Origin of the sequence: Amycolatopsis sp. NPDC051758, assembly GCF_044453095.1 — a bacterium.
GTDB lineage: Bacteria > Actinomycetota > Actinomycetes > Mycobacteriales > Pseudonocardiaceae > Amycolatopsis.
In genome coordinates, this window is sequence record NZ_JBITCJ010000001.1 from 1,174,805 (window position 1) to 1,197,869 (window position 23,065).

At 70.9% G+C, this 23,065-nt stretch carries 18 protein-coding genes; 5 read left to right on the top strand and 13 right to left on the bottom strand.

Annotation, left to right across the window (positions count from 1 at the left end; translation table 11 throughout):
* Positions 1–50: 50 nt before the first annotated feature.
* Positions 51–635: a hypothetical protein gene (locus ACIA5G_RS06170; protein WP_395921106.1), complete on the bottom strand. Its 585-nt coding sequence runs from the start codon at positions 633–635 to the stop codon at positions 51–53.
* Between the two features lie 159 nt (positions 636–794).
* On the bottom strand, positions 795–3,689 hold the full coding sequence (gene topA / locus ACIA5G_RS06175) for a type I DNA topoisomerase (RefSeq protein WP_395921909.1): 2,895 nt from the start codon (positions 3,687–3,689) through the stop codon (positions 795–797).
* 304 nt (positions 3,690–3,993) lie between these two features.
* Between topA and ACIA5G_RS06180 the strand changes: the two genes are divergently transcribed.
* The gene (locus tag ACIA5G_RS06180; protein WP_395921107.1) at positions 3,994–4,800 is read left to right on the top strand and encodes a serine protease; all 807 of its coding nucleotides are present in this window, start codon (positions 3,994–3,996) and stop codon (positions 4,798–4,800) included.
* Between the two features lie 18 nt (positions 4,801–4,818).
* Here the strand turns inward: ACIA5G_RS06180 and ACIA5G_RS06185 are convergent, their stop codons facing one another.
* The 3 genes from ACIA5G_RS06185 to ACIA5G_RS06195 form a co-directional block, all read right to left on the bottom strand.
* Positions 4,819–5,469: a hypothetical protein gene (locus ACIA5G_RS06185; protein ID WP_395921108.1), complete on the bottom strand. Its 651-nt coding sequence runs from the start codon at positions 5,467–5,469 to the stop codon at positions 4,819–4,821.
* Positions 5,470–5,521: 52 nt separating this feature from the next.
* Positions 5,522–6,112 carry a hypothetical protein gene (locus tag ACIA5G_RS06190; protein ID WP_395921109.1) on the bottom strand — a complete coding sequence of 197 codons (591 nt, stop codon included), beginning with the start codon at positions 6,110–6,112 and terminating at the stop codon, positions 5,522–5,524.
* A 151-nt stretch (positions 6,113–6,263) separates the two neighbouring features.
* Entirely contained in the window at positions 6,264–8,558 is a 2,295-nt protein-coding gene (locus tag ACIA5G_RS06195; protein ID WP_395921110.1) for a sodium-translocating pyrophosphatase, read from the bottom strand.
* 349 nt (positions 8,559–8,907) lie between these two features.
* On the opposite strand from ACIA5G_RS06195, the gene ACIA5G_RS06200 reads away from it, so the two are divergent.
* A complete protein-coding gene (locus tag ACIA5G_RS06200; RefSeq protein WP_395921910.1) occupies positions 8,908–11,334 on the top strand; it encodes a DEAD/DEAH box helicase in 2,427 nt (808 codons plus the stop codon).
* A gap of 100 nt (positions 11,335–11,434) precedes the next feature.
* Here the strand turns inward: ACIA5G_RS06200 and ACIA5G_RS06205 are convergent, their stop codons facing one another.
* The 8 genes from ACIA5G_RS06205 to ssd form a co-directional block, all read right to left on the bottom strand.
* The gene (locus ACIA5G_RS06205; RefSeq protein WP_395921111.1) at positions 11,435–12,052 is read right to left on the bottom strand and encodes a bifunctional DNA primase/polymerase; all 618 of its coding nucleotides are present in this window, start codon (positions 12,050–12,052) and stop codon (positions 11,435–11,437) included.
* A gap of 662 nt (positions 12,053–12,714) precedes the next feature.
* The gene (locus ACIA5G_RS06210; protein ID WP_395921112.1) at positions 12,715–13,140 is read right to left on the bottom strand and encodes an Rv3654c family TadE-like protein; all 426 of its coding nucleotides are present in this window, start codon (positions 13,138–13,140) and stop codon (positions 12,715–12,717) included.
* Positions 13,082–13,417 carry a TadE family type IV pilus minor pilin gene (locus ACIA5G_RS06215; RefSeq protein WP_395921911.1) on the bottom strand — a complete coding sequence of 112 codons (336 nt, stop codon included), beginning with the start codon at positions 13,415–13,417 and terminating at the stop codon, positions 13,082–13,084. Before ACIA5G_RS06215 ends, ACIA5G_RS06210 begins: the two co-directional genes overlap by 59 nt.
* A 20-nt stretch (positions 13,418–13,437) precedes the next feature.
* Positions 13,438–13,614 (bottom strand): DUF4244 domain-containing protein, encoded by a 177-nt coding sequence (locus tag ACIA5G_RS06220; protein WP_395921113.1) that lies wholly within the window; start codon positions 13,612–13,614, stop codon positions 13,438–13,440.
* A gap of 28 nt (positions 13,615–13,642) precedes the next feature.
* Positions 13,643–14,368, bottom strand: coding sequence for a type II secretion system F family protein (locus ACIA5G_RS06225; protein ID WP_395921114.1), 726 nt, complete (start codon positions 14,366–14,368; stop codon positions 13,643–13,645).
* Positions 14,365–15,123 carry a type II secretion system F family protein gene (locus tag ACIA5G_RS06230; protein WP_395921912.1) on the bottom strand — a complete coding sequence of 253 codons (759 nt, stop codon included), beginning with the start codon at positions 15,121–15,123 and terminating at the stop codon, positions 14,365–14,367. Before ACIA5G_RS06230 ends, ACIA5G_RS06225 begins: the two co-directional genes overlap by 4 nt.
* Before the next feature lie 58 nt (positions 15,124–15,181).
* Positions 15,182–16,333 (bottom strand): TadA family conjugal transfer-associated ATPase, encoded by a 1,152-nt coding sequence (locus ACIA5G_RS06235; protein ID WP_395921115.1) that lies wholly within the window; start codon positions 16,331–16,333, stop codon positions 15,182–15,184.
* Between the two features lie 489 nt (positions 16,334–16,822).
* Entirely contained in the window at positions 16,823–17,893 is a 1,071-nt protein-coding gene (gene ssd / locus ACIA5G_RS06240) for a septum site-determining protein Ssd (protein ID WP_395921116.1), read from the bottom strand.
* Positions 17,894–18,457: 564 nt separating this feature from the next.
* Between ssd and ACIA5G_RS06245 the strand changes: the two genes are divergently transcribed.
* The 3 genes from ACIA5G_RS06245 (at position 18,458) to ACIA5G_RS06255 (ending at position 23,019) form a co-directional block, all read left to right on the top strand.
* Positions 18,458–19,288 carry an HAD family hydrolase gene (locus ACIA5G_RS06245; protein WP_395921117.1) on the top strand — a complete coding sequence of 277 codons (831 nt, stop codon included), beginning with the start codon at positions 18,458–18,460 and terminating at the stop codon, positions 19,286–19,288.
* Between the two features lie 696 nt (positions 19,289–19,984).
* Positions 19,985–21,736: a glycoside hydrolase family 3 protein gene (locus ACIA5G_RS06250; protein WP_395921914.1), complete on the top strand. Its 1,752-nt coding sequence runs from the start codon at positions 19,985–19,987 to the stop codon at positions 21,734–21,736.
* Positions 21,733–23,019: an exo-beta-N-acetylmuramidase NamZ domain-containing protein gene (locus tag ACIA5G_RS06255; protein ID WP_395921118.1), complete on the top strand. Its 1,287-nt coding sequence runs from the start codon at positions 21,733–21,735 to the stop codon at positions 23,017–23,019. Before ACIA5G_RS06250 ends, ACIA5G_RS06255 begins: the two co-directional genes overlap by 4 nt.
* The last annotated feature ends 46 nt before the right edge of the window (positions 23,020–23,065 follow it).

Below are 23,065 nucleotides of genomic sequence, written 5' to 3' on the forward strand. Positions count from 1 at the left end.
CACATATGTTCGATAGGGTGAGGTCGTTCGGCAAGCGGTCGACGAGCGGTTCACGCATGCTCCGGCACCTGCCCCTCGACGAACTCCGCGAGCCGGGCCACGCTGCCGGGCAGCCACCAGAACCGGCGGTGGCCGCCCTGGCGTCTGCCCAGCGCCGCCAGGTGCCGGCCGCGGTCGTCGTCGACGAACGCCAGCACCTCCCACGGCCGGAGAAGACCGCCGGCGCCGTCGCGGACGATGTCGATCTGGACCGTGCCGCGGCGGGGCCGCCGCAGCTCGTCCATCAGGTCGAGGATCAGGCACTCCTGCTCGGGCTCGAAGACGCCGCGCTCGTCGGCGTCGAGCCACAGCCCCTCACCGGGGGCCGGCGAGCAGGGAGGCAGCCGCGTGAACGCGAGGGTGAGGAGTTCAGCGACCGAGCCGGACGGCCCGGACAGGCGCATCCCCTCGCCGCAGACGCCGAACTGCGTCCGGTCATCGAAGAACGCCGACGTCCACGGCTCGTCCGACATCGCGACGGCGACGCCGCAGACGCCGCCACTGCCCTCGAAGCCGGGCAACGCGTCGAACAGGTCCGCGGCCGACGACGCCGACGCGGCTGCCGCCCGGACGGGCTTGAGAATCTTGCTGGTCACCGTGTGCACGGTGCGTGGTGTTGTGGTCACGCGTTCATGAAACCCGGGACCACCGACAATTTCCCGAACATCCGTTCGAGACGTCACCCGAAGGTGTGATCAGACGCCGTGAAGGCCCCCTTACCGGCCATAAGCGCCGGTAAGGGGGCCTTCACGGACTTACTTCGACTTGGTCGCGGTCGAGCTCGAGCGCTTCGTGGCCGTCTTCGTCCCGGTGGACTTCGCGGCCGCGGCCTTGGCGGTCTTGCTCGTCCCCGCCTTGACCGTCTTCGCCGTTGTCGACGCCGGCTTGCGTGCCGGCGCCTTCCGCTTCGGCGCCGGGCCCTTCGCCCGCTTCTCGGCCAGCAGCTCGGACGCCCGCTCCGCGGTGAGCTCGTCGATGTCGTCGCCCTTGCGCAGCGTCGCGTTGTACTCGCCGTCGGTCACGTACGGGCCGAACCGGCCGTCCTTGACCACCATCGGCTTCTTCGACACCGGGTCCTCGCCGAGCTCCTTGAGCGGCGGCTTCGCCGTCGCGGACCGGCCGCGCTGCTTCGGCTCCGCGTAGATCTTCAGCGCTTCCTCGACCGTGATCGAGAACAGCTGGTCCTCGGTCGAGAGCGAGCGCGAGTCCGTGCCCTTCTTCAGGTACGGCCCGTAGCGCCCGTTCTGCGCCGTGATCTCGTCACCGGACTCCGGGTCCTTGCCGACCACTCGCGGCAGCGAGAGCAGCTTCAGCGCGTCTTCGAGCGTGATCGTCTCGATGTCCATCGACTTGAACAGCGATCCCGTGCGCGGCTTCGGCGCCTTGGCCTTCGCGGCCTTCTTCTGCGCGGGCGTGGCGTCCTCGGGGATCTCGATCTCCGGCAGGACTTCGGTGACGTACGGCCCGAAGCGGCCTTCCTTCGCGACGATCTCGTGCCCGCTCACCGGGTCGGCGCCCAGCGAACGGCCCTCCTGCGGGGTCGCGAACAGCTTCTCCGCGATCTCCAGGGAAAGCTCGTCCGGCGGCAGGTCCTCGGGCAGGTTCGCGCGCTGCGAGTTCCCGTCGACCTCGCGCTCCAGGTACGGCCCGTAGCGGCCGACCCGGACCACGACGGTGTGCCCGTCGGAGTCGCTGAACAGCGGGATCGAGTTGATCTCCCGCGCGTCGATGTCCTCGACACTGCCTTCGACGAGCTTCTTCAACCCACCAAGGCGGCCGATCGAGCCGTCGACACCCATGTCGCCGCCGAAGTAGAACTTCGACAGCCACTGGCCGCGCTGCTCGTCGCCGTTGGCGATGCGGTCGAGCTCGTCCTCCATGCCGGCGGTGAAGTCGTAGTCGACCAGCCGCTCGAAGTGCCGTTCCATCAGGCCGATCACAGCGAACGCGACCCACGACGGAACGAGCGCGGAGCCCTTCTTCCAGACGTAACCGCGGTCCTGGATGGTCTTGATGATCGACGCGTACGTCGACGGGCGGCCGATGCCCAGCTCTTCCAGCTTGCTGACCAGGCTCGGCTCCGAGTAGCGGGCCGGCGGCGACGTCGTGTGCCCGTCCGGGCTCAGCTCGGTCGCCGTCAGGTCCTGGTCCTTCTCGAGCACCGGCAGGCGGCTCTGCTTGTCGTCCGCTTCGCCACCGGTCTCGGTGTCGACGGCCTCGACGTACGCCTTCAGGAAGCCCGCGAAGGTGATCGTGCGACCCGAAGCGGCGAAGGTGCACTCCTCGCCCGAAGTCGCGTTGCCGACGATGCGCACGGACATCGTGGTGCCCTTGGCGTCCGCCATCTGCGACGCGATCGTGCGCTGCCAGATCATCTCGTAGAGGCGGTACTCGTCGGTGTCCAGCTCGCTCGCGACCTGGCCCGGCGTGCGGAAGACCTCGCCCGAGGGACGGATCGCCTCGTGCGCCTCCTGCGCGTTCTTGACCTTGCGCGTGTACTGGCGCGGCGACGGCGAGACGTATTCCTTGCCGTACAGCTGCGTGGCCTGGCTGCGCGCGGCCGAGATCGCCGACTCCGACAGGGTCGTCGAGTCGGTACGCATATAAGTGATGTAACCGTTCTCGTACAGCTTCTGCGCGATCCGCATGGTGCGCTCCGAGGTGAACCGCATCTTGCGGCCCGCCTCCTGCTGCAGCGTCGAGGTCATGAACGGCGCGTACGGCTTCCGCGTGTACGGCTTCTCTTCGACGCTCGAGACCTTGAAGTCACGCTGCTTCAGCGCGTCGGCCAGGCGCCGCGCGTCGGCCTCGGCCAGCACGCGGATCTCGTTGTTCGACGCCTTGAGCTGCCCGTCCGAGCCGAAGTCGCGGCCGGTGGCCAGGCGCGCGCCGTCCACGGCGACCAGCCGGGCCGGGAAGCTGCGCGGCGAGGCTTCTTCGCCGGCGTCCATCGTCGCGGAGATGTCCCAGTACGACGCCGACGTGAAGCGCATCCGCTCACGCTCGCGCTCGACCACGATCCGCGTCGCCACCGACTGCACACGGCCCGCCGAAAGCTTCGGCATGACCTTCTTCCACAGCACCGGCGAGACCTCGTAGCCGTAGAGGCGGTCGAGGATGCGGCGGGTCTCCTGCGCGTCGACGAGGTCGGCGTCCAGCTCACGGGTCGAGTCGGCGGCCGCGAGGATCGCCTGCTCGGTGACCTCGTGGAAGACCATCCGGCGGACCGGGACCTTCGGCTTCAGCGTCTCGAGCAGGTGCCACGCGATGGCTTCGCCCTCGCGGTCGGGGTCCGTCGCGAGGTAGAGCTCGTCGACGTCCTTCAGCAGCCCCTTGAGCTCGGTGACCTTGGACTTCTTGTCCGGGGTGACCACGTAGAGGGCCTTGAAGTCGTTGTCGACGTCGACACCGAGCCGGGCCCACGACTCACCCTTGTACTGGGCGGGGACGTCGGCGGCACCGCGCGGCAGGTCGCGGATGTGCCCGACGGAGGACTCGACGACGTAACCGCCGCCGAGGTAGGGGGCGATCTTGCGGGCCTTGGTCGGTGACTCGACGATCACGAGCCGCCGGTGCCCGGCGCCGTTGCCCGCCCCGGCTCCGTTCTTCTTCGTCCCTGCTCCTGCCACGCTGTCCTGCTCTCCGCTCATCTCGTCCCGCCGCCGCGGGACTGCCACGTCTCGTCCCCTGGGGGTCCGGGCCCGCGTCTCGACCTGCCAGTGTGCACGCTCTTCCGGCCCGGACGGCGCGGAGGTGGTCCAACACGCCGCTGAGCCTGTGTCCAGCGCATCGCCGCTGACCTCGGCGATGTTTCCCCAACGTACCGGCTACGTGATTTCGGACACGTCCCGCGCAGCCTAGCGCGTGACCATCCGGATACCCTCCGTTCGACGGTGGTGGGCGCGGGGATGTCACCGCTTCACTGGATTCCCCGTCCAGCCGAAAGGATCCGCCATGACCCGACGCCTCCTCGGCGCCCTGTTCACCGCCGCGACCGCCACAGTATTACTGGGGGTCACCCCGGCGAACGCGGCCGCGGCGAACTTCGCCGGCACCGTGGCGCTGTCCAACTGCTCGGGTTCGGTGGTCAAGCCGGCCGCGACGCCGGACACCGCACCCGCCCTCGTCATGTCCAACGGCCACTGCCTCGAGACCGGCTTCCCGGCGCCCGGGCAGGTGATCACCAACCGGACCTCCAGCCGGACGTTCACGCTGCTCAACGCCAGTGGCGGCAACGCGGGCACGCTGCGGGCGAAGAAGATCGTCTACGGCACGATGACCGACACCGACGTGTCGCTCTACCAGCTCACCACCACCTACGCGCAGATCAAGTCGAGCTACGGGATTTCGCCGCTCGAGCTGTCGAACGCGCACCCGACTGCCGGCGCGGCGATCGACGTCGTCTCCGGTTACTGGAAGCGCATCTACTCCTGCAACGTGGACGGCTTCGTCTACCGGCTGAAGGAGGGCAGCTGGACCTGGAAGGACTCGATCCGCTACACCTCCGCCTGCAAGACCATCGGCGGCACCTCGGGCTCGCCGATCGTCTCCGGCGGCAAGGTCGTCGGCGTGAACAACACCGGCAACGAGGACGGCGCACGCTGCACGGACAACAACCCGTGCGAGGTCGACCAGGCCGGCAACGTCACCGTGCACCAGGGCACCAACTACGGCCAGGAGACCTACGGCATCCCGGCCTGCCTCACCGCGGCCAACGAAATCGCGCTCACTCAGGCCGGCTGCACCCTGCCCCGGCCCTGACGCGGTACTCGCACCCGGTCAGGCCGTACTCGTCACGGCCTCCGGGTGCGAGACCGGCTGCGGCGCCGCGCCCGGCCACGCCGCTTCGGCGCCCCGCGGCGGCTCCCCGATGAGCTCCAGCAGTGCCTCCAACCTGCGTTTCCCGGTCACCTTCACGGCCGGGACCTCGGCCTTCGGGCCGGTCAGCTTCGCCATGACGCCCAGCGGCGTCAGCGCGTCGACCAGCCGCTCGTGCATGTCTGGCGCCAGCGGGTCGACGCCCAGCAGGTACCCCTGTGTGCCGGGCCGGCCGCCGGCCAGCGCCCACATCCGCAGCATCGCGCCGCTCAGCCGGAAGTCCGCCGGCACCGCCTTGCCCGAGTCGTCCTCCACCGGGCCCGCGCAGCCCGCACGCAGCCATCTCAGCGCGAGCGGGAGCAGATCGACCCGGAACGACGTCCGGACCTGCGGGCTGCCGCAGTCGGCCTTCGAGACCTGGGCGTCGGCACCGCGCTGGCGGAGCTCACGGGCGAGGATGTGCGCCCGCCACGGCTCGGCGACGACCACCGACAGCCGCGCGGCGGTGCGCCCGAAGCCGGTGATCTGGCCGTGGCAGCACAACAGCCCGGCCAGGTCACCCAGACCCGGCCCGCTGGCCTCGGCGGAGAAGAGCGAGATCGTCCGATCCACCGCGCCATACTAGAACACAAGTTCGATTCAACGCGAGAGTCGCGCCCGATCTTCACCGAGGTGGCTGGTCGAGCTGGTGGCAGCTCGGCGCGCGCTGTTCGGCCGCTGAGAGGGCCGGGACGTCCTTGAGGCCCTTGAGGTAGTCGAGCGCGTCGATGCGGTCGAGCGTGGCCCTGGCCTCGCCGAGGGCCTCCTTGGTCGCCGTCGCGTCACCACGGACGGCGTCGATGCGCTGACGCGCGTTCTCGGCCTGCTCGCGGATCTCGGCGAACTGCCCGATCACGTCCTTGCGCCCGCCGTCCGCCGCCGGCACCGGCGGCGCGCCGAGCGCGTTCAGCCCGGCGAGGCTCTGGTCGAGCCCGCCGACCACCGACGAAAGCAGGTCACTGGACGTCCGGGACGCCCGCTGCGGCGTGCTCGGGTCGACGGTCGGCAGCGCCGCCAGCGCGCGGACCAGGTGCGTCACCGCGCCGCAGTAGGCGTCCGCCCATCTCGCCGCCGGATCGGCCTGCGGCACCACGGTCGTCACCGACAGACCCTGGTCCCGCGGCGGCGCCTGCGTGGCGGCTTGCTGCCCGCAGCCGGCGAGGCCGATCGTGATCGTCGTGGTTAGGGCGGCGAAGACGGTTGACCGCGGCCGCACCTGAACACCTCCTGCTCGACGACGTCCCGGAGTGCCCGACGGTACCGACTCGGTGCCGCTTCGCAAGTCGCCAGGCCAGTGTGGGATGACCCGACACGCCCCGGGCCCGGCACGCGACGCTGCGTGCCGGGCCCGGGAACGGGGTACTGCGTCAGGCCTTGATCTCCGTCGGGGTGTCGGTCAGGACCGTCCCCCGGCGCTTCGAGACCACGATCGCCGCCACGATGATGGCGACCGCGACCAGCGAGATGATGATGCGCACGGCGGCGTTCTCGTCCGGGCCGATCGAGAACTGCACGACGGCGGGCGCGATCAGCACGGAGACCAGGTTCATCACCTTGATCAGCGGGTTGATCGCCGGGCCGGCGGTGTCCTTGAACGGGTCACCCACGGTGTCACCGATGATGGTGGCCTCGTGTGCGGACGAACCCTTGCCACCGTGGTTGCCGTCCTCGACCAGCTTCTTCGCGTTGTCCCACGCGCCACCGGAGTTGGCGAGGAAGATCGCCATCAGGGTGCCGCAGGCGATCGCGCCGGCCAGGTAGCCGGCGAGCGCGCCGGTGCCCAGGCCGAAACCGACCGCGATCGGGGCGAAGACCGCCAGCAGACCCGGCGTCGTCAGCTCACGCAGCGAGTCGCGCGTGACGATGTCGACGACCCGGCCGTACTCGGGACGGGTGGTGCCCTCCATGATCCCCGGGATCTCGCGGAACTGGCGGCGCACTTCGTAAACCACCGCACCGGCCGCGCGGGAGACCGCGTTGACGGCGAGACCGGAGAACATGAAGACCACAGCCGCCCCGATGATCACGCCGACCAGCGTGTTCGGGCTGACGATCGTGTTGACGAACGAGTTCGCCGCGTCGAGGCCGGTCGCGACCCCGCTGCCCATGCCCGCCAGCGTCTTCTCGATCGCGTCGGAGTAGGAGCCGAACAGCGCCGTCGCCGCGAGCACCGCCGTGGCGATCGCGATGCCCTTGGTGATGGCCTTGGTGGTGTTGCCGACCGCGTCCAGCTCGGTGAGGATCTGCGCGGCCTTCTCGTCGACGTCGCCCGACATCTCGGCGATGCCCTGCGCGTTGTCCGAAACCGGGCCGAACGTGTCCATCGCGACGATGACGCCGACGGTGGTCAGCAGGCCGGTGCCGGCCAGCGCCACGGCGAACAGCGCGACGCCGCCGCCCAGCAGGTAGGCGCCGAACACAGCCGCGCCGATCACCAGCGCGGTGTACACAGCGGACTCGAAGCCGACCGAGATGCCGGAGAGGATGACGGTCGCGCCGCCGGTCTCCGAAGTCTGCGCAACGTCCTTGACCGGCTTGTACTCGGTGCCGGTGTAGTAACCGGTCAGCTTCAGGATGATCGCCGCGAGCACGATGCCGATGATCACCGCGACGGTCGCGATGACCGCCGGGTTGCCCGCGTTTTCGAAGCCCGCACCGAAGTCGGAGAAGCTGCTCGGCAGGTACACGAACGCCGCGATCGCCGACAGCACCGCGGAAATGACCGCGGAGATGTAGAAGGAGCGGTTGATCGTGACGAGGCCACCCTCGCCGGCGCGTGCCTTGGTGATGTAGACACCGATGACCGCGGTGATGACACCGATGGCCGGCACGATCAGCGGGAAGATCAGGCCGTGCACGCCGAAGGCGGTGCTGCCCAGGATCAGCGCGGCGACGAGCATGACGGCGTAGGACTCGAACAGGTCCGCGGCCATGCCGGCGCAGTCGCCGACGTTGTCACCGACGTTGTCCGCGATGGTCGCGGCGTTGCGGGGGTCGTCCTCCGGGATGCCCTGCTCGACCTTGCCGACCAGGTCCGCGCCGACGTCCGCGGCCTTGGTGAAGATGCCGCCGCCGACACGCATGAACATGGCGATCAGCGCGGCGCCGAAACCGAAGCCTTCGAGCACCTTCGGCGCCTGGCCGGTGTAGACCAGCACGACGACCGCGGCACCGAAGAGGCCGAGGCCGACGGTGATCATGCCGACCACACCACCGGTGCGGAACGCCACGCGCATCGCGACCTCACGGCCGCCTTCCTCGCGCGACGCGGCGGCCACGCGCAGGTTCGCCTGCGTGGCCAGCCACATGCCGAGGTAGCCGATCGCGAACGAGAACGCCGCGCCGACCAGGAAGAAGATCGACCGGCCGATCTTCTCGTTCCAGTCGTCCGCGGGGAGTGCGAAGAGCAAGAGGAACACGATCGCGCCGAAGATGGCGAGAGTGTTCCGCTGGCGCTTGAGGTATGCAGCCGCGCCTTCCTGCACCGCCTTGGCGATGTCCTGCATCTTGGCGGTGCCCTGGCCTGCGGCCAGCACCTCCTTGAGCAGGACGTAGCCGATGACGAGTGCGGCAAGCGCGACCACGGCGACTACACCGACAATCGTGTAGCCACCTCCGGAGAGCGTGATGGACCCGCCCTCCGCGAGGAACTGCCGTGACATTCGTCCTCCAGGAGACGTCGCCGAGCGCCAGCGTCGACGGCAAGCCGAGGGTTCGACACGGCCGGCGCTGGCATGGACCCTGTACCGAGCGACACGCTAGCCGGGCAGCAATGCACGTCTCACATGACGCTCACCACAGAGAGTGTGGATTGCGGGAGTGTATTGGTACTGCAACCAGCACCTTCACGCCGTCCCGGTGACGGTACATTCCGTTACCTTGTGAGGCTCCTCACTTGATCGATCACTCTTTCGCCGATCCGTTGGCGCAGTTGAGGATGCGGGAACTGTCGGACCCCTGTGCCAAGCTCGGCTGGTGGAGGACTCACGTGGGCGGCGGCTGCTGGGGCGGGTGACCGCCGGCATCCCGGCGCGCGAGAACCCGGTCACGCACGTGGCGGACCTGCCGGACCGGAACGCGCGCTACGCAGAGTGGCCGTCGTGGGCCGATCCGGCCGTGGTGACTGCGCTGCGTGACTGCGGCGTCTCGGCTCCTTGGGCGCACCAAGCCGAAGCCGCGTCGCACGCGTACGAGGGCCGGCACGTCGTGATTTCGACCGGAACGGCGTCGGGGAAGTCGCTGGCGTACCAGCTGCCGGTGCTGTCCCGGCTCGCCGCCGGCGAGAAGGCGAACGCGCTGTACCTGTCGCCGACGAAGGCGCTGGGCGCGGACCAGCTGCGGTCGGTGTCCTCTTTGGACGTCTCGGGGGTGCGGGCGGCGTCGTTCGACGGGGACACGCCGATGGTCGAGCGCGACTGGGTGCGCTCGCACGCGAACTGGGTGTTCACGAACCCGGACATGCTGCACCGCGGGATCCTCTCGCAGCACGGGCGGTGGGCGTCGTTCTTCCGGCGGCTCAGCTGCGTGGTCGTCGACGAGTGCCATACCTATCGCGGCGTTTTCGGGTCGCACGTCGCGCTGCTGCTTCGCCGGCTTCGGCGGGTAGCAGAGCACTACGGCGCTTCGCCGGTGTTCGTGCTCGCTTCGGCGACGACGGCGTCGCCGGCTTCGTTCGCTTCGCGGCTCACCGGCGTCTCGTGTGCCGCCGTGACGGATGACGCGTCGCCGCGCGGCGCCCGGACGGTGGTGCTGTGGGAGCCGCCGTTGCTGGAGGAGCTCACCGGCGAAAACGGCGCGCCGGTCCGGCGCTCGGCCGGCGCGGAGACGTCGCGGATCCTCGCCGACCTCGTGGTCGAAGGTGCGCGCTCACTGGCGTTCATCCGGTCGCGCCGGGGCGCCGAACTGGCCGCGCTGGGAGCGCGCCGCATTCTGTCCGAAGTGGACCCACGGTTGTGCGAAACCGTTGCGGCGTATAGGTCTGGCTATCTTCCCGAAGAGCGGCGTGCACTCGAGGCGGCACTGTTGTCGGGACGGCTGCTGGGCGTCGCGACGACCAACGCGCTGGAGCTCGGCGTCGACATCGCGGGGCTCGACGCGGTGGTGCTCGCCGGCTACCCCGGCACACTCGCGTCGTTCTGGCAGCAGGCGGGGCGGGCGGGCCGCTCCGGCGACTCGGCGCTGGTGGTGTTCGTCGCGCGGGACGACCCGCTCGACACCTACCTGGTGCACCACCCGGCGGCGCTGCTCGACCGGCCGGTGGAGACGGCGGTGCTCGACCCGGCGAACCCGTACGTCTTGGCGCCGCAGCTCGCGTGCGCCGTCGCCGAGCTGCCGTTGACGCTCCCGGAGCTGGAGATGTTCGGCGGCTCTGCGGCCCAGGAGGTGCTGACCGAACTGGCCGAGCAGAAGCTGCTCCGGCGCCGGTCGAGCGGGTGGTACTGGACGTCGCGGGACCGGCCGCACGCCGAAGTCGGCATCCGCGGGACCGGCGGTGAGCAGATCGCGGTGGTCGAGTCGGACTCCGGGCGGATGCTGGGGACGGTCGATCCGGGATCGGCGTGCTTCGCCGTGCATCCGGGAGCCGTCTACCTGCACCAGGGGTCGTCGTACGTCGTCGACGAGCTGGACCTGGAGACCGGGCTGGCAATGGTGCACTCGGAGAACCCCGACTGGACGACGACCCCGCGCGAAATCGTGGACATCTCGGTGCTGAGCACGCAGGAGAAGCAGGACTTCGGTGGCGTGAGCGTCTGCCTCGGCGAGGTGGCCGTGACGTCGCAGGTGATCGGCTACCTGCGGCGGCGGCCGTCCGGGGAGGTGCTGGACCACACGCCGCTGGACCTGCCGGAGCAGAGCCTGCGCACGCGGGCCGTCTGGTACACGGTCTCGGCGGAGCTGCTCGAGACCGTCTCCGATTCTTCGTCCGATGGCGAGGCGGGGACCGGGGGCCATCGGGTGGGGACCGAATCTGCGGGGCCGGTGGGGACCGGAGAGGAAACCCTGGCGAGCGGTCGGGGGCCCGCTCGCGAGGGTGGCGGGGCACCGGGTCCCCGTGCCGGATTGGTTCCGGCACGGGTCCCCGGTGCCCTGCATGCCGCCGAGCACGCGGCGATCGGCCTGCTACCGCTGTTCGCTACGTGCGACCGGTGGGACATCGGCGGGGTGAGTACCGCGCGGCACGAAGACACCGGGGAGGCAACGGTGTTCGTGCATGACGGCCATCCCGGGGGTGCGGGATTTGCCGAACGCGGTTATGCCGCGATTGTCCCGTGGCTGGCCGCAACGCGGGAGGCGATCATCTCCTGCGAGTGCCCGACGGGTTGCCCGTCCTGCGTTCAGTCGCCGAAGTGCGGGAACGGCAACGAACCGCTGGACAAGGCGGGTGCGGTGGCAGTTCTGGACACCGTGCTCGGGGCGTTGCGTCTACACGGTGCCTAGAACGGCCACTTGGTGGTCCATGGAGTTGTGTCCTACTCCGCCTCGGCCGGGCTGGGACCGGCCGACGGCGGTGGTTCGGGGTGCTGTGGTGCCGACCGACTCAGGCCGCGGTCGTCTGGACCAGCAGCGCGGCGTCGGCGCCGGCCAGGGCGCGGACGAGCACGTCGTGCACCTCGGCGGCGTCCGGCAGGTGCCAGCCGCAGACCTCGGGCTTGACGCGCCAGTGCACAACACCGTGCTGGAACGGCGACGGGGGCAGCGGGATCCAGCTGTCCTTGCCGTGCCACCGGACCGCGGCGCGGGAGGCGAGCTCGGCCGGGATCTGGTCGGCGACGGTGGTGAGGAAGAGCCAGCGGCCGTTCGGCAGCGCGATGATCGGCGCCGGGTGGCCGAGGGCGCGCAGCAGGCGGCAGGCGCGCTTGCCGAGTTCGTCGTCGACCTCGATGGCGTCGAGGACGGTGCCGGTGGCGACGAGGAGGCTGTGGGTGCGGTCGGAGAACCAGGTGGCGACCTCGTGGGCGTGGGTGCCGATCTGCTCGCGCCAGTTGTCACTGGCCGGGACCGGACGGCGCCAGGTGAGGTCGTCGCCGTCGGTGAGCGGAGCGGGGTTGACGCCCGGGAGCACCGGCCAGCCACGCCAGGCGAGACCGATCGCCTCCGCGCGCAGTTCGATGCGGAAGGCACCGCGCCAGCTGTCCGGCCAATTCGCGTCCAACATTGTCTTTCCTGCCTTAGGTTCCGGTTCGCCGCGACCCCGGCTAAACGCTCTCGTGGTGTCGCACATCTCACTAAACGGCAAGTTGCACATCGCCCGGAACCCCCGCGCGACAACCGGTGGTTACGGGGCGATGAACGCCCAGTAGCCCGACCGCCGGACCGAACCCGGCGGCGCGGTTCAACGGTGAGCGGTGACCGCACAAGGACCGTTCGTCGTGGGAAACCCCAGGACCGGAAGGGCGCCGGCGGGCCGGCCGGCGGCTGGAGCGCCTTGTATCGGCGCAGGTGGGCAGCGGTTTTGACCGCTCGCCGTGCACTGACGACCGCTGCCCGTGACCATCGGCCGCTCGTCGTCGGGTCGCGCGGATCAGCCGGTCGTCGTGGCATACCGACCGGTCGGCGTCCGCTGGCCGGGGAGAGGCTGGGGCTGTCCCGGTGAGTGGGGCGTGGGGTGTTCCGCTGGGGAGTCGGTAGCCAGTTGGTGAGGTGTGCCACTGGTCGCGGAGTGGCCGGTGGCGGGTGGCCGGCCATCACGGGACAGGTGAGGGGACGGCCAGCCGGCGGGCGGCCAGTCCGGGCCGACGTCAGCGGGCGGTTGGGTACGTGCGCTGTTTCGGATGGCCGGCCGTCGCGTGTGGTCTCGGGAGTTGGCGGGTCGCTCGGTCACGGCGGCTGGCCGGCGGGTCCGGCGCGGGCGCGGGCCGACGGGGCGGACAGTCCGGCGAAACTGGGCGCTTGGACTTCGACCAGGGCGTCGAGCCGCTGCCATCGGCAGGTCAGCAGTGCGACTCCCATCCGATCTGCCACCCACCTGGCGCGCTCGCATGCTCGGATGGGTCCTTCCGCGGCGTGCGAGGCTGCGGCGAGGGCGCCGAGGTCGGCTGCGGTCTCTGCGCGATGCCGTGCGACGACCGCCGCTCCGAGCCAGCAGCCGAGGACCGCTACGCCGGCCAGAGCGGCTATCGCCATTGCTGTCCAGATCGTGGCCACTCCGCTGTCGGGACCGTCTGCGGGTCGGCCGGCTCGCGGGTCAGCCCTCGGCATCGGCGGCCTCCGTGCCGGGCTCGGCCACCGCGTAGGCGGTTGCATCCAGGTGGACCGCTGGGAGCAGGCCGCCGGCCGGCTGGGCTGTCACCTTTACCGTTATTGCGTCGCCGGCCTGCTGGATGTTCAGGTTCGCGCCGGGTGGGGCGATCGTGTGGACCGCTGCTGCCGCCTCGTGTGGCTGGCCTCTCGCCAGGAGTCTGGCTGCTTCGCGGGCTGCGTCCGTGCAGCGCAGCTGGCCCGTCAGGACCGTCAGGCCGGCGAGCAGCAGGACCGTCACCACCGTCAGGCTCGCCAGGCCGAGCGCCGCCTCGACCGTCACCGAGCCGTCGTCGCGGCGGCTCACGATGGCACCGTCAGGGCCTTCATGACCAGGCTCGTCAGCCACGACACCACCGTGTCACCGGTGAGCAGGGTGTAGAGGACAGCGGCGAAGGCCGCGACGGCGACCGTGACGATCGCGTACTCGACCGTCGTGGAGCCGTCGTCGGACGTGGGCCGTCGGTGGAACGCGCGCATGGGATTCCCTTTCCTTGAATGTCCGTGGTCAGAAGAGTGGGCCGAGCCGTCCGGCCAGGCCGAGGACGACCGGCAGCACGCCCAGGCAGAAGAAGGCGGGCAGAAAACACAGGCCGACCGGGAGTGCGAGCGCCACGCCTGCCCGCTCGGCTCGTTCCTCCGCTCCGGTTGCCAGCTCGTCGCGGAAGCGGGTGGCGAGGTCGGCGGCCGCGGTGGCGAATGCGGCGCCCGAGCGGGACGTCCGGATCGCCGCCACCGCCAGCTCCGCGAGGCCCGGGACGGCCTGCACCGGCGCCCAGGCCTCGCTGGGGCGGGAGCCGAGGGCGAGCAACCCGGCGGTCGAGCGCAGCGCCGCGTCGGCCTCGGCGGGCGCCGTGCCGGACACGGCGTCGAGTGCCGAGGAGACGGGCAAGCCGGCACGTAGGCAAGCCGCGAGGAGGTCGAGCGTCCCTGCCAGCCGGAGCCTTGCCGCGATGTCGATCGTGGGTGCGCGTGGCCGCCGCGTCCGGCGGATCGCCCACCAGCCGGTGGCGGTCACGACGGCGCCCACGACGACTCCGGTCACTCCGCCGATCAGCACCGCTGTCGAGACGCCGCCCAAGGTCGTCGCGATGTGCGGTATCGCCGGGTGCCACTCGCGGGTGGGCGCCGGCTTCCCATGTTCGGCCAGCCAGCTGTAGCGCCGCGCCACGGCGGCGTCGCCCGGCCAGACGAGGAGCGCGCCGGCGAAGACAAGGAGAGCCGCCGCGGTCATCGGATCCGGACCCGTCCGGTCAGGGCGCGGCACCAGGCCGTCCCGGCCCAGAGCAGCAAACTACCGACCACCAGCAGCAGCTGGCCTGGCGTGCTGTCGGCCAGGACCGACAACGGCTCGGCGCCCATGACCTGCCCGAGCAACACGCACAGGGCCGGAAGGCCGGTGAGCACCGCGGCGCTCGCGCGGGGGCCGGCGAGTTTTGCGCGCATCCGGCGGGCAAAGGCCAGACCGGCTTCGGCGTCGCGGCGGGCCGCGTCGAGGACCTCGGCCATCGGCAGGCCGTAGCGCTTGCCGAGGGTCCAGGCCGCGGCGAGTTCCGGGAGTGCCGGTGCGTGCAACTCGCCGTCTAGCCGGGCAGCCACCGCCAGGGAATGGAGGTCATCCGCTACCGCCGGGACGGCTTCGGCAGCCGCTTCCGCTGCCGTCACCGGGTGGGCGCCGGAGCGGAGCTCGGCCACCATCGTCCGCAACGCCGTCGCGGCGTGCGTGGCCATCGCGAGTTCCTCGGCGCCGCGGCGATGGGCCCGCCATTCCTGGCGCCACGCGAGCGTGAGCACGCCTGCCGCGAGCGCGCCGCCGGCCCCGGCGAGCAGGCCGGCGAGTGCGGCGGGGAGCAGCCATCGGACCACGCCCCAGACGTCGGGGATTCGGAGCGTCGCGGGTTTCTCGACCAGGGCTTGGAGCCGGCTCGGCGCTGCGGGCCAGCACGCCAGGGCTGCGCCGACGCACAGCGGGAACCACGCGGTGATCATCGTCGCCGCCTTCGCCGGCACGAAAAGATGTTGACCAGCAAGGAGGTTCGGATGAGCGTCAGCATGCGATCGCCCCCGTCGTGACGAACAGGTGGCGGTCGACGGTCCAGCGGCCGGCTCGCCACACCGGGACCACACGGGCCCGGCCGTGCTCGGAGCGGAGTACGCCGACTTCGGCGAGGCGACGTCGGCCGCTCGGCTCGCGTCGCATGTGGAGGACCACGCGGATCGCGGCGACGAGCTGGCTGTGGACCGCTTCGCGGCCGAGGCCGCCGAGTGCGGCCAGCGCCTCGATGCGGGCGGGCACCTCGGCCGGGGAGTTGGCGTGGACGGTGCAGGCGCCGCCGTCGTGACCGGTGTTCAGCGCGGTGAGCAGGGCGCCGACCTCGGCGCCGCGGACCTCGCCGACAACGAGCCGGTCGGGGCGCATGCGCAGCGCTTGGCGCACGAGCTCGGGCAGGCCGACGACGCCCGCTCCCTCCACATTGGCCGGTCGGGCGACGAGGCTGACGAACTGCGGGTGGGCGGGCTGCAGCTCGCCGGCGTCCTCGACGCAGACGATCCGCTCGGCCGGGTCGACCGCGCCGAGCAGCGCGGCCAGGAGTGTGGTTTTGCCCGCGCCCGTGCCGCCGGTGACGAGGAAGGCCATCCGCCGCGTGACGACGGTCTGCAAGAGCTTCGCGCCGCTCGCGTCGAAGGCGCCGAGTTCTTGGAGAGTCGTGAGGTCGTGCGTCGCCGGGCGGAGGACGCGGAGGGACAGGCAGGTGCCGTTCGTCGCGATCGGTGGGAGGACCGCGTGCACGCGGATCCGGCCGTGGGGGCCGGAGCCGGGCAGCCAGCCGTCCACATAGGGCTGTGCGTCGTCGAGCCGTCGGCCCGCCGCGAGGGCGAGGCGCTGGGCCAGGCGGCGGACGGATTCCTCGTCGGTGAAGCGGATGCCGGTGCGGATGAGGCCTTCGGGGCCGTCGGTCCAGACCTCGTCCGGGCCGGTGACGAGCACGTCGGTGGTCGACGGGTCGTCGAGGAGCGGGGCGAGGGGGCCGGCGCCGACGAACTCGTCGCGGGCCTGGCGGGCCGCGTCGAGCACGGCGTCGTGGCCGAGGGCGCCGCCCGCTTCGGCCCGGACCGCGGTCGCGACGGCGACGGGGTCGGCTTGGCGGCGGTCGCCGGCGAGGCGGTTGCGGACGCGGTCGACGAAGTCGGTGGTCATGGGGTCACCGCCTGGGGTAGTTCGGGAACAACGAGGGCTTGGAAGCGGAAGGGCCAGGAGTCAGCCGCCGGTAGCAGTGGGGTGCGGGCGCGATCGACGAACTCCGTGATCACGGGGTCACCGCCTGGGTTGGTGGTCGGGAGCAACGAGGCTCGGAAGCGGAAAGGCGCGGGTCGGGGTTGGCCGCCGATGGCGACGAGGTGCAGGCGCGGTCCACTAACTCGATCGTCGCAGGCTGGCCGCCTGGGGTCGCTCCGAGGTTGGCTGTCACGCGGGTGCCCGACGACGGACTCGAGTGGTGCGGGCCTTGGGCGAGCAGGGCCGTCGCCTGAGTTGCTGACCGTCGCTGCGGGTTGGGTGGGGATGCCAGCAAGGTCAGGAAGTTCTTCGCGCTCACCGGACCACGGCCGGCGAGGGTCAGGAGTGTGGGGAGCAGGAGGTCGCCCACTCGGGTTGGGGGTGCGGGGCTGCGGAGGTCCGGTTGGGTGCTCATCGGCTTGCCGCCCGGGCTTCGCGGTGGGCTACGGACAGGACCCGGGCTGCTGCCGATGCCAAGGGGCCCGTCGGCTTGGCCGGGAACTCGGCGCGCTCCAGGGCCATCGCCAGGCCGCGCTCTGCGGGCATGTCGGCCAGCAGGGGCGGGCCCAGGAGGGCCGCCGTGCGGGTTGGGGAGACTCCGTTGCGGGACCGTCCACACGCGACGACGCCGACTCGGGCCGTCAGGTCCGACAGGCCGCGCAGCACCTGCTTCGCCGCCACGATCGCGCGGAACTCCATCGGGGCGACCAGCACCACCAGGTCGGCCACCGTGACCGCTTCCGCCGCCGCCTCGGTGAGGGTGCGCGGGAGGTCGCACACCACCGTGCGGCCCGAGCGGCGGCCGGCCGAGAGAACCGCCGACAGTGATTCGGCCGCTGGGCCTTCGCCCTCGCGGCACGCCAGCACCGGGAGGCTGCCGCCGCGGTGGCGTCGTTGCGGGAGGGCCGCCGCCAGGGAGGAGACCGAGATGCGGCCGCTCAGCCTGACCTCCGGCCAGCGTGGCCCGGGCGTCTTTTCCAAACCCAGCAACAGGTCCAGGCCGCCGCCGAGGGGGTCGCAGTCGACCAGCAGGGCGCCGCCCGGGTCGTGGTCGGCCGCCAGGGCCAGGGCCGAGGCGAAGACGGATGCTCCCGCGCCGCCTCGGCCGCCGATTACCGCGAGGACCAGGCCGGCCTCTTCCGCCGGGGTTTCGACGACGTCGGCGAACGCGCCCGCGAGCTCGGTCTCCTCGTCGGGCAACGCGATCACGCGCTCGACGCCGACGCGGAACGCGTGCTCCCACGTGCTCGGCCCCGGGCTGCCCTTGCAGACCAGGACGATGCCGCGGCGCCGGGGCAGGGCGGGTGGCAGCCGCGCGGTTTCTTCGTCGAGGACCACCAGCGGCGCGCGGGCCCAGTGGCCGCGGGCCGCCGTCAGGTCCGGTGCGCGGTCGAGTTCGCAGCCCGCGACCGCGGCCACTCGCAGGATTTCGTCGAGCACGGTTTCGTCCGCGGCGACCACCAGCGGTCGTTCCCCCGTCATGCGTTCCTCCCCCGTCGTCGGTGCGGGCCGTGGGTGGCCCGGCTTCCACCGTCGCGGTCGGCGGTGTGACGGCACAACGGGCCGGGGGCTCGGCTGTGGACAACCGGGGTGTTGTGGACAACTGCGGCCCGGGGAACGGTTCGCGGACCGGTTCGGTCGGGGTGTTGTGGCAAGATCACGCCCGCCCGCGACGCACCTGCGGCGGAAGCGAGCGCGGAAGACCCGCATTCGATGGTTTCGAGGCCGCCCGGAACCCGCAATTCCACCGGTACAAGAAAAACGGCGAAGGTAAGCGGAAGGTAAGAGGGCGGCCCCCGCCAGGGGGGAGGGACGGGGGCCGCCGTGGGTTCAGCCCCGGGGGGTCGGACTGAACCGGCCCGGTTGGACACCGGACTCCCTCACTGTAACTCCGCCGGACGCCGGTTCGCGCGCCGGACGACGCGCACAGTTCGATAACGGCACAGCGCGCCGGAAGTCCCTTCCTGTCATGGATTTTCCGCCCGCCGCGGCGCGCCTGTGGTGGATCAACGGGACGCGCCGCGATCAAGCTCCTATCCTGGGCGGGTGGCCGAACCGAGCAGCGCGCCGTCGCGCATCCGGAAGCCGGGCCCGGAGCACGCGGTGGCCGCGTTCTTCGACCTGGACAAGACGATCATCGCCTCGTCGAGCGCGCTGGCGTTCAGCAAACCATTGCTCAGAGAGGGATTGATCAACCGTCGCGCCGCGTTGCGCAGCGCCTACGCGCAGCTGGTGTTCTCCCTCGCCGGCGCCGACGAAAACAAGACCGAGCGGTTGCGCGCCGAGGTTTCGGCACTGTGCGCCGGCTGGGACGTCGCGCAGGTTTCGGCGATCGTCCGCGAAACCCTGCACGACGTCGTCGACCCGCTCGTGTACGTGGAGGCGGCGGAGCTGATCGCCCGGCACCGCGAGGACGGGCACGACGTCATCGTGCTGTCGGCGACCGGTGAGGAGGTCGTCGCGCCGGTGGCGGAAATGCTCGGCGCGACCCGGAGCGTCGCCACGCGGATGCAGATCGTCGACGGCCGCTATTCCGGCGAGGTCGACTTCTACTGTTACGGCGCCAACAAAGCCGTCGCCGCGAAGCAGCTCGCCGCGACCCACGGCTACGACCTCGCCGAGTGCTTCGCCTACACCGACTCCAGCACCGACATCCCGCTCCTCGAGGTGGTCGGGCACCCGCACGCGGTCAACCCGGACAAGCTCCTGCGGCGTGAAGCCCTCGACCGCGGCTGGCCGATCCTGGCCTTCGAGCGGCCCATGTCGCTGCGCAGCCGGATCCCGACGCGGTCGGCGGGGATGGTCGCCCTCGGTGTGGGCGCGGTGGCCGCCGGCGCGACCTGGTACGGCCTCAACCGCCGCCGCCGGTCCCGTTAGCCGCACCCGCGCCACCCACACGGCCGTACGGCCCCCGCTTTCGCCCGCCCAGCCCCGAATTGTCCGTCGCGCAGGGTGCCCGTGTCACCCGATCCAGCCTCTGTACCGGTGCACCCATCCGCGCACTTGAAGTGACCGGGCTCACGGCGTAGAAAGTAGGTGCGGACGTTTGGTCGGCCAGGGAACAGGTAGAAGAGAAGCCTGTTCCACCCCGGCAAACCTCCGTGCGCGGACTCCGGGTACCCACGCGCAGCGCGCCGCGGGAGGCTCGTCGTCTAGGGACTGCGTAGTGGGACGCCACACGCCGAGTCCATGTAGGTACGACCAGAGTTGCACGCTTGGTCGCCCGAGAAGTTCGCGCTTGCAGGCGGCGCCCGTGGCCCTAGGCCACGGGCGCCGCCTCGTCTCTGCGTAAAGGCGGGGCGGGCACCACGTACGGACCAAAGACCGCGCTGGTCCGCCCACCCATCCGGGGCAATCGCACGGTGCGAACGGCAACTTTCCTACCGATCCGGGTACGACTGGACCGTTGGTGCGGTCGGTCGATGGACATCGACGGATTCGGTGAGTAGCTTCCCGATACTGACGCTTCCGAGTGGACTTCTGACGTCCGCCGAGCGTCCGCAACTTTCTGGGAGGCTGGTCGTGACGACCCGAAATCGGAGGTTCCATGCGCTCGCCCTGCCCGTCGCGGGGGTGCTCGCGCTCACCGGTGTGGGTGTCGCGACCGCTGCGAGCGCACCGGCGAGCGCACCGAGGGTGAGTGCGGACGCGCAGGCGGAGGCCGCGGCGACACAGGCGCTGCGCGGGCTGACGCTCGAGCAGAAGGTCGGCCAGCTGTTCGTCACGTGGGTGAACGGCAAGACCGCCGACGAAGTGAACCCGAAGAACCAGACGGACTTCGGCGTCGACACCCCGGCCCAGGTCGTCCAGAAGTACCACCTCGGCGGTGTCATCTACTTCAACAACGACACCCGCGACAACTTCGACGACCCCGTCCAGGTCGCGAAGCTGTCGAACGGCCTCCAGAAGGCCGCCATCCTGAGCGGGGCGCACATCCCGCTGCAGATCGGCGCCGACCAGGAGGGCGGCACGGTGACCCGGATGGGCGCGCCGGCCACCGAGTTCCCCAACGCGATGGCCATCTCGGCCGGGCGTGACACCGGGCGCGCGACGAGTGCCGCGACGATCCTCGGCCAGGAGCTGCGGGCCGTCGGCATCAACCAGGACTTCGCGCCCGACTCGGACGTCAACTCCAACCCGGTCAACCCGGTCATCGGCGTCCGGTCCTTCGCCGGGCAGCCCGGCCTGGCCAGCGACTTCGTCACGGCCGAGATCAAGGGCTTCCAGAAGTCCGTGGCCGCGACCGCGAAGCACTTCCCCGGGCACGGCGCCGCGCCGACCGACAGCCACACCGGGCTGCCGCGGATCGACAGCACCGAGGCGCAGTGGCGGGCCACCGACGTGCCGCCGTTCAAGGCCGCCATCAAGGCCGGCATCACCTCGATCATGACCGCGCACATCCAGTTCCCGAGCCTCGACCCGTCGCTGGAGCCGGCAACCCTGTCGAAGCCGATCGTCACCGGCAAGTTGCGCAACGAACTCGGTTACAACGGCGTCGTCATCACCGACTCGCTGGAGATGCAGGGGGTGCGCGAGCTGCACAGCGACGCCGAGATCCCCGTCCTCGCCCTCAAGGCGGGTGTCGACCAGCTGCTCATGCCGGTGCACCTCGACGTCGCGATCAACTCGGTGCTCAACGCCGTGAAGACCGGGGACATCCCGATGCAGCGGATCGACCAGAGCGTGCTGCGCGTGCTGAAGCTGAAGTTCAAGAGCGGCATCCTGTTCTCGCCGTTCAACGACCCGAACCGGGTGATGAAGACCGTCGGCATCCCGGCGAGCCTCAAGACGGCGCAGGACATCGCCGACCGCGGCATCACGGCGGTCGCGAACGACGCCGGCCTCCTGCCGCTGAAGCAGAAGCCCGCGACGGCCCTCGTCACCGGCTGGGGCGTCTCCACGACGACGACGCTCGCGCAGAAGCTGACCGCCCACGGCACGGCCGCGACGGCGTACCAGACCGGCCAGGCCCCGACGGACGCCCAGATCACGCAGGCCGTCGCCAACGCCCAGAAGGCCGACCTGGTCGTGGTGCTGACCAACAACATCGGTGGCTTCCCGCTGCAGACCAAGCTGGTCGACGCCCTGCAGGCCACCGGGAAGCCGGTGATCGCGGTCGCCGCGCAGATCCCCTACGACGCCGGGTATCCCAGCAAGGTGCAGACCTGGCTGGCCACCTACGGCTACATCACGCCGACCCTGGAAGCGCTGGCCAAAGTGATCCTCGGCGAGACGAAGCCGGTCGGGAAGCTGCCGGTCGACATCCCGGCGGGCGCCGACGTGCAGACCGTGAAGTACCCGTTCGGCCACGGGCTGACCTGGTGAACCTGAACCGGCGCCACTTCCTCGGCGCGAGTGCGCTCGCGGTCCCGGCTCTGGCGGGCGGCTCCGCCGTAGCCGGGGCCCAGCCCGAGCAAGCCGGGCAACCCGGACAAGCCGCGCAGGCGCACGGCCGGGTGCTGACCGGCGCGGAGCAGCTGGCCGCGCAGGGCTGGCGGTCCTTCAAGGGCCGCAAGCTGGGCGTCCTGTCGAACCCGACCGGCGTGCTGCTGAACGGCGACCACATCGTCGACTCGATGGTCGAGGCCGGTGTGAAGCCGGTCGCCGCCTTCGGGCCCGAGCACGGCTTCCGCGGCAGCGCGCAGGCCGGCGGCTCCGAAGGCGACTACACCGACCCGAGGACCGGCGTACCGGTTTACGACGCGTACGGCGTTGACGCGACGAAGCTCGCTTCGCTGTTCACCAAGGCCGGCGTCGACACAGTCGTCTTCGACATCGCCGACGTCGGCGCGCGTTTCTACACCTACATCTGGTCGCTTTACACGGCGATGGTGGCCGCGGCGCAGGTCAAAGCCGCCTTCGTCGTCCTCGACCGGCCGAATCCGGTCGGCGGACGCGCGGCCGGGCCGCTGCTCGACCCGAAGTTCTCCTCGGGAATCGGGAAGAAGCCGATCGTCCAGCAACACGGCATGACCGTCGGCGAGCTCGCGCGCTTCTTCGCCGAAGAGTTCCTACCCGCCGAAGGCGTGAAGCTCGACCACCTCGACGTCGTCCAGGTACGCGGCTGGCAGCGCGACACGCTCTTCGCGCAGACCGGGCTCAACTGGGTGCTGCCGAGCCCGAACATGCCGACACCGGACACGGCGCTCGTCTACCCCGGCACCGGCATGTTCGAAGGCACGGTGTTCTCCGAGGGCCGCGGCACCACCCGGCCGTTCGAGATCATCGGCGCGCCCGGCCTCGACTGGCGCTGGCGCGAGAAGCTCGAGGACCTTGCGCTGCCCGGCGCCCGGTTCCGCGAGATCTACTTCGTCCCGACGTTCAGCAAGTTCGTCAACCAGACCTGCGGTGGTGTGCAGGTCAGCGTCGAGGACCCGCGGGTCTTCGACGCGATCCGGACCGCGGTCGCCATGCTCGTCACGGCGAAGGCGCTGCACCCGGACGTCTTCGCCTGGCGCCCCGACAACTACATCGACAAGCTCTCCGGGTCCGACCGGCTGCGGACCATGGTCGACGCCGGTGCGGGTGTCGACGAGGTCACCGGGGCCTGGCGCGCCGAGCTCGCCGAGTTCGACCGGAAACGTCGTCGCCACCTGCTCTACCGCTGAGGGGGAACTCGTGCGTGCTAGGAAGGTCATCGCCGCGGCCACCGGA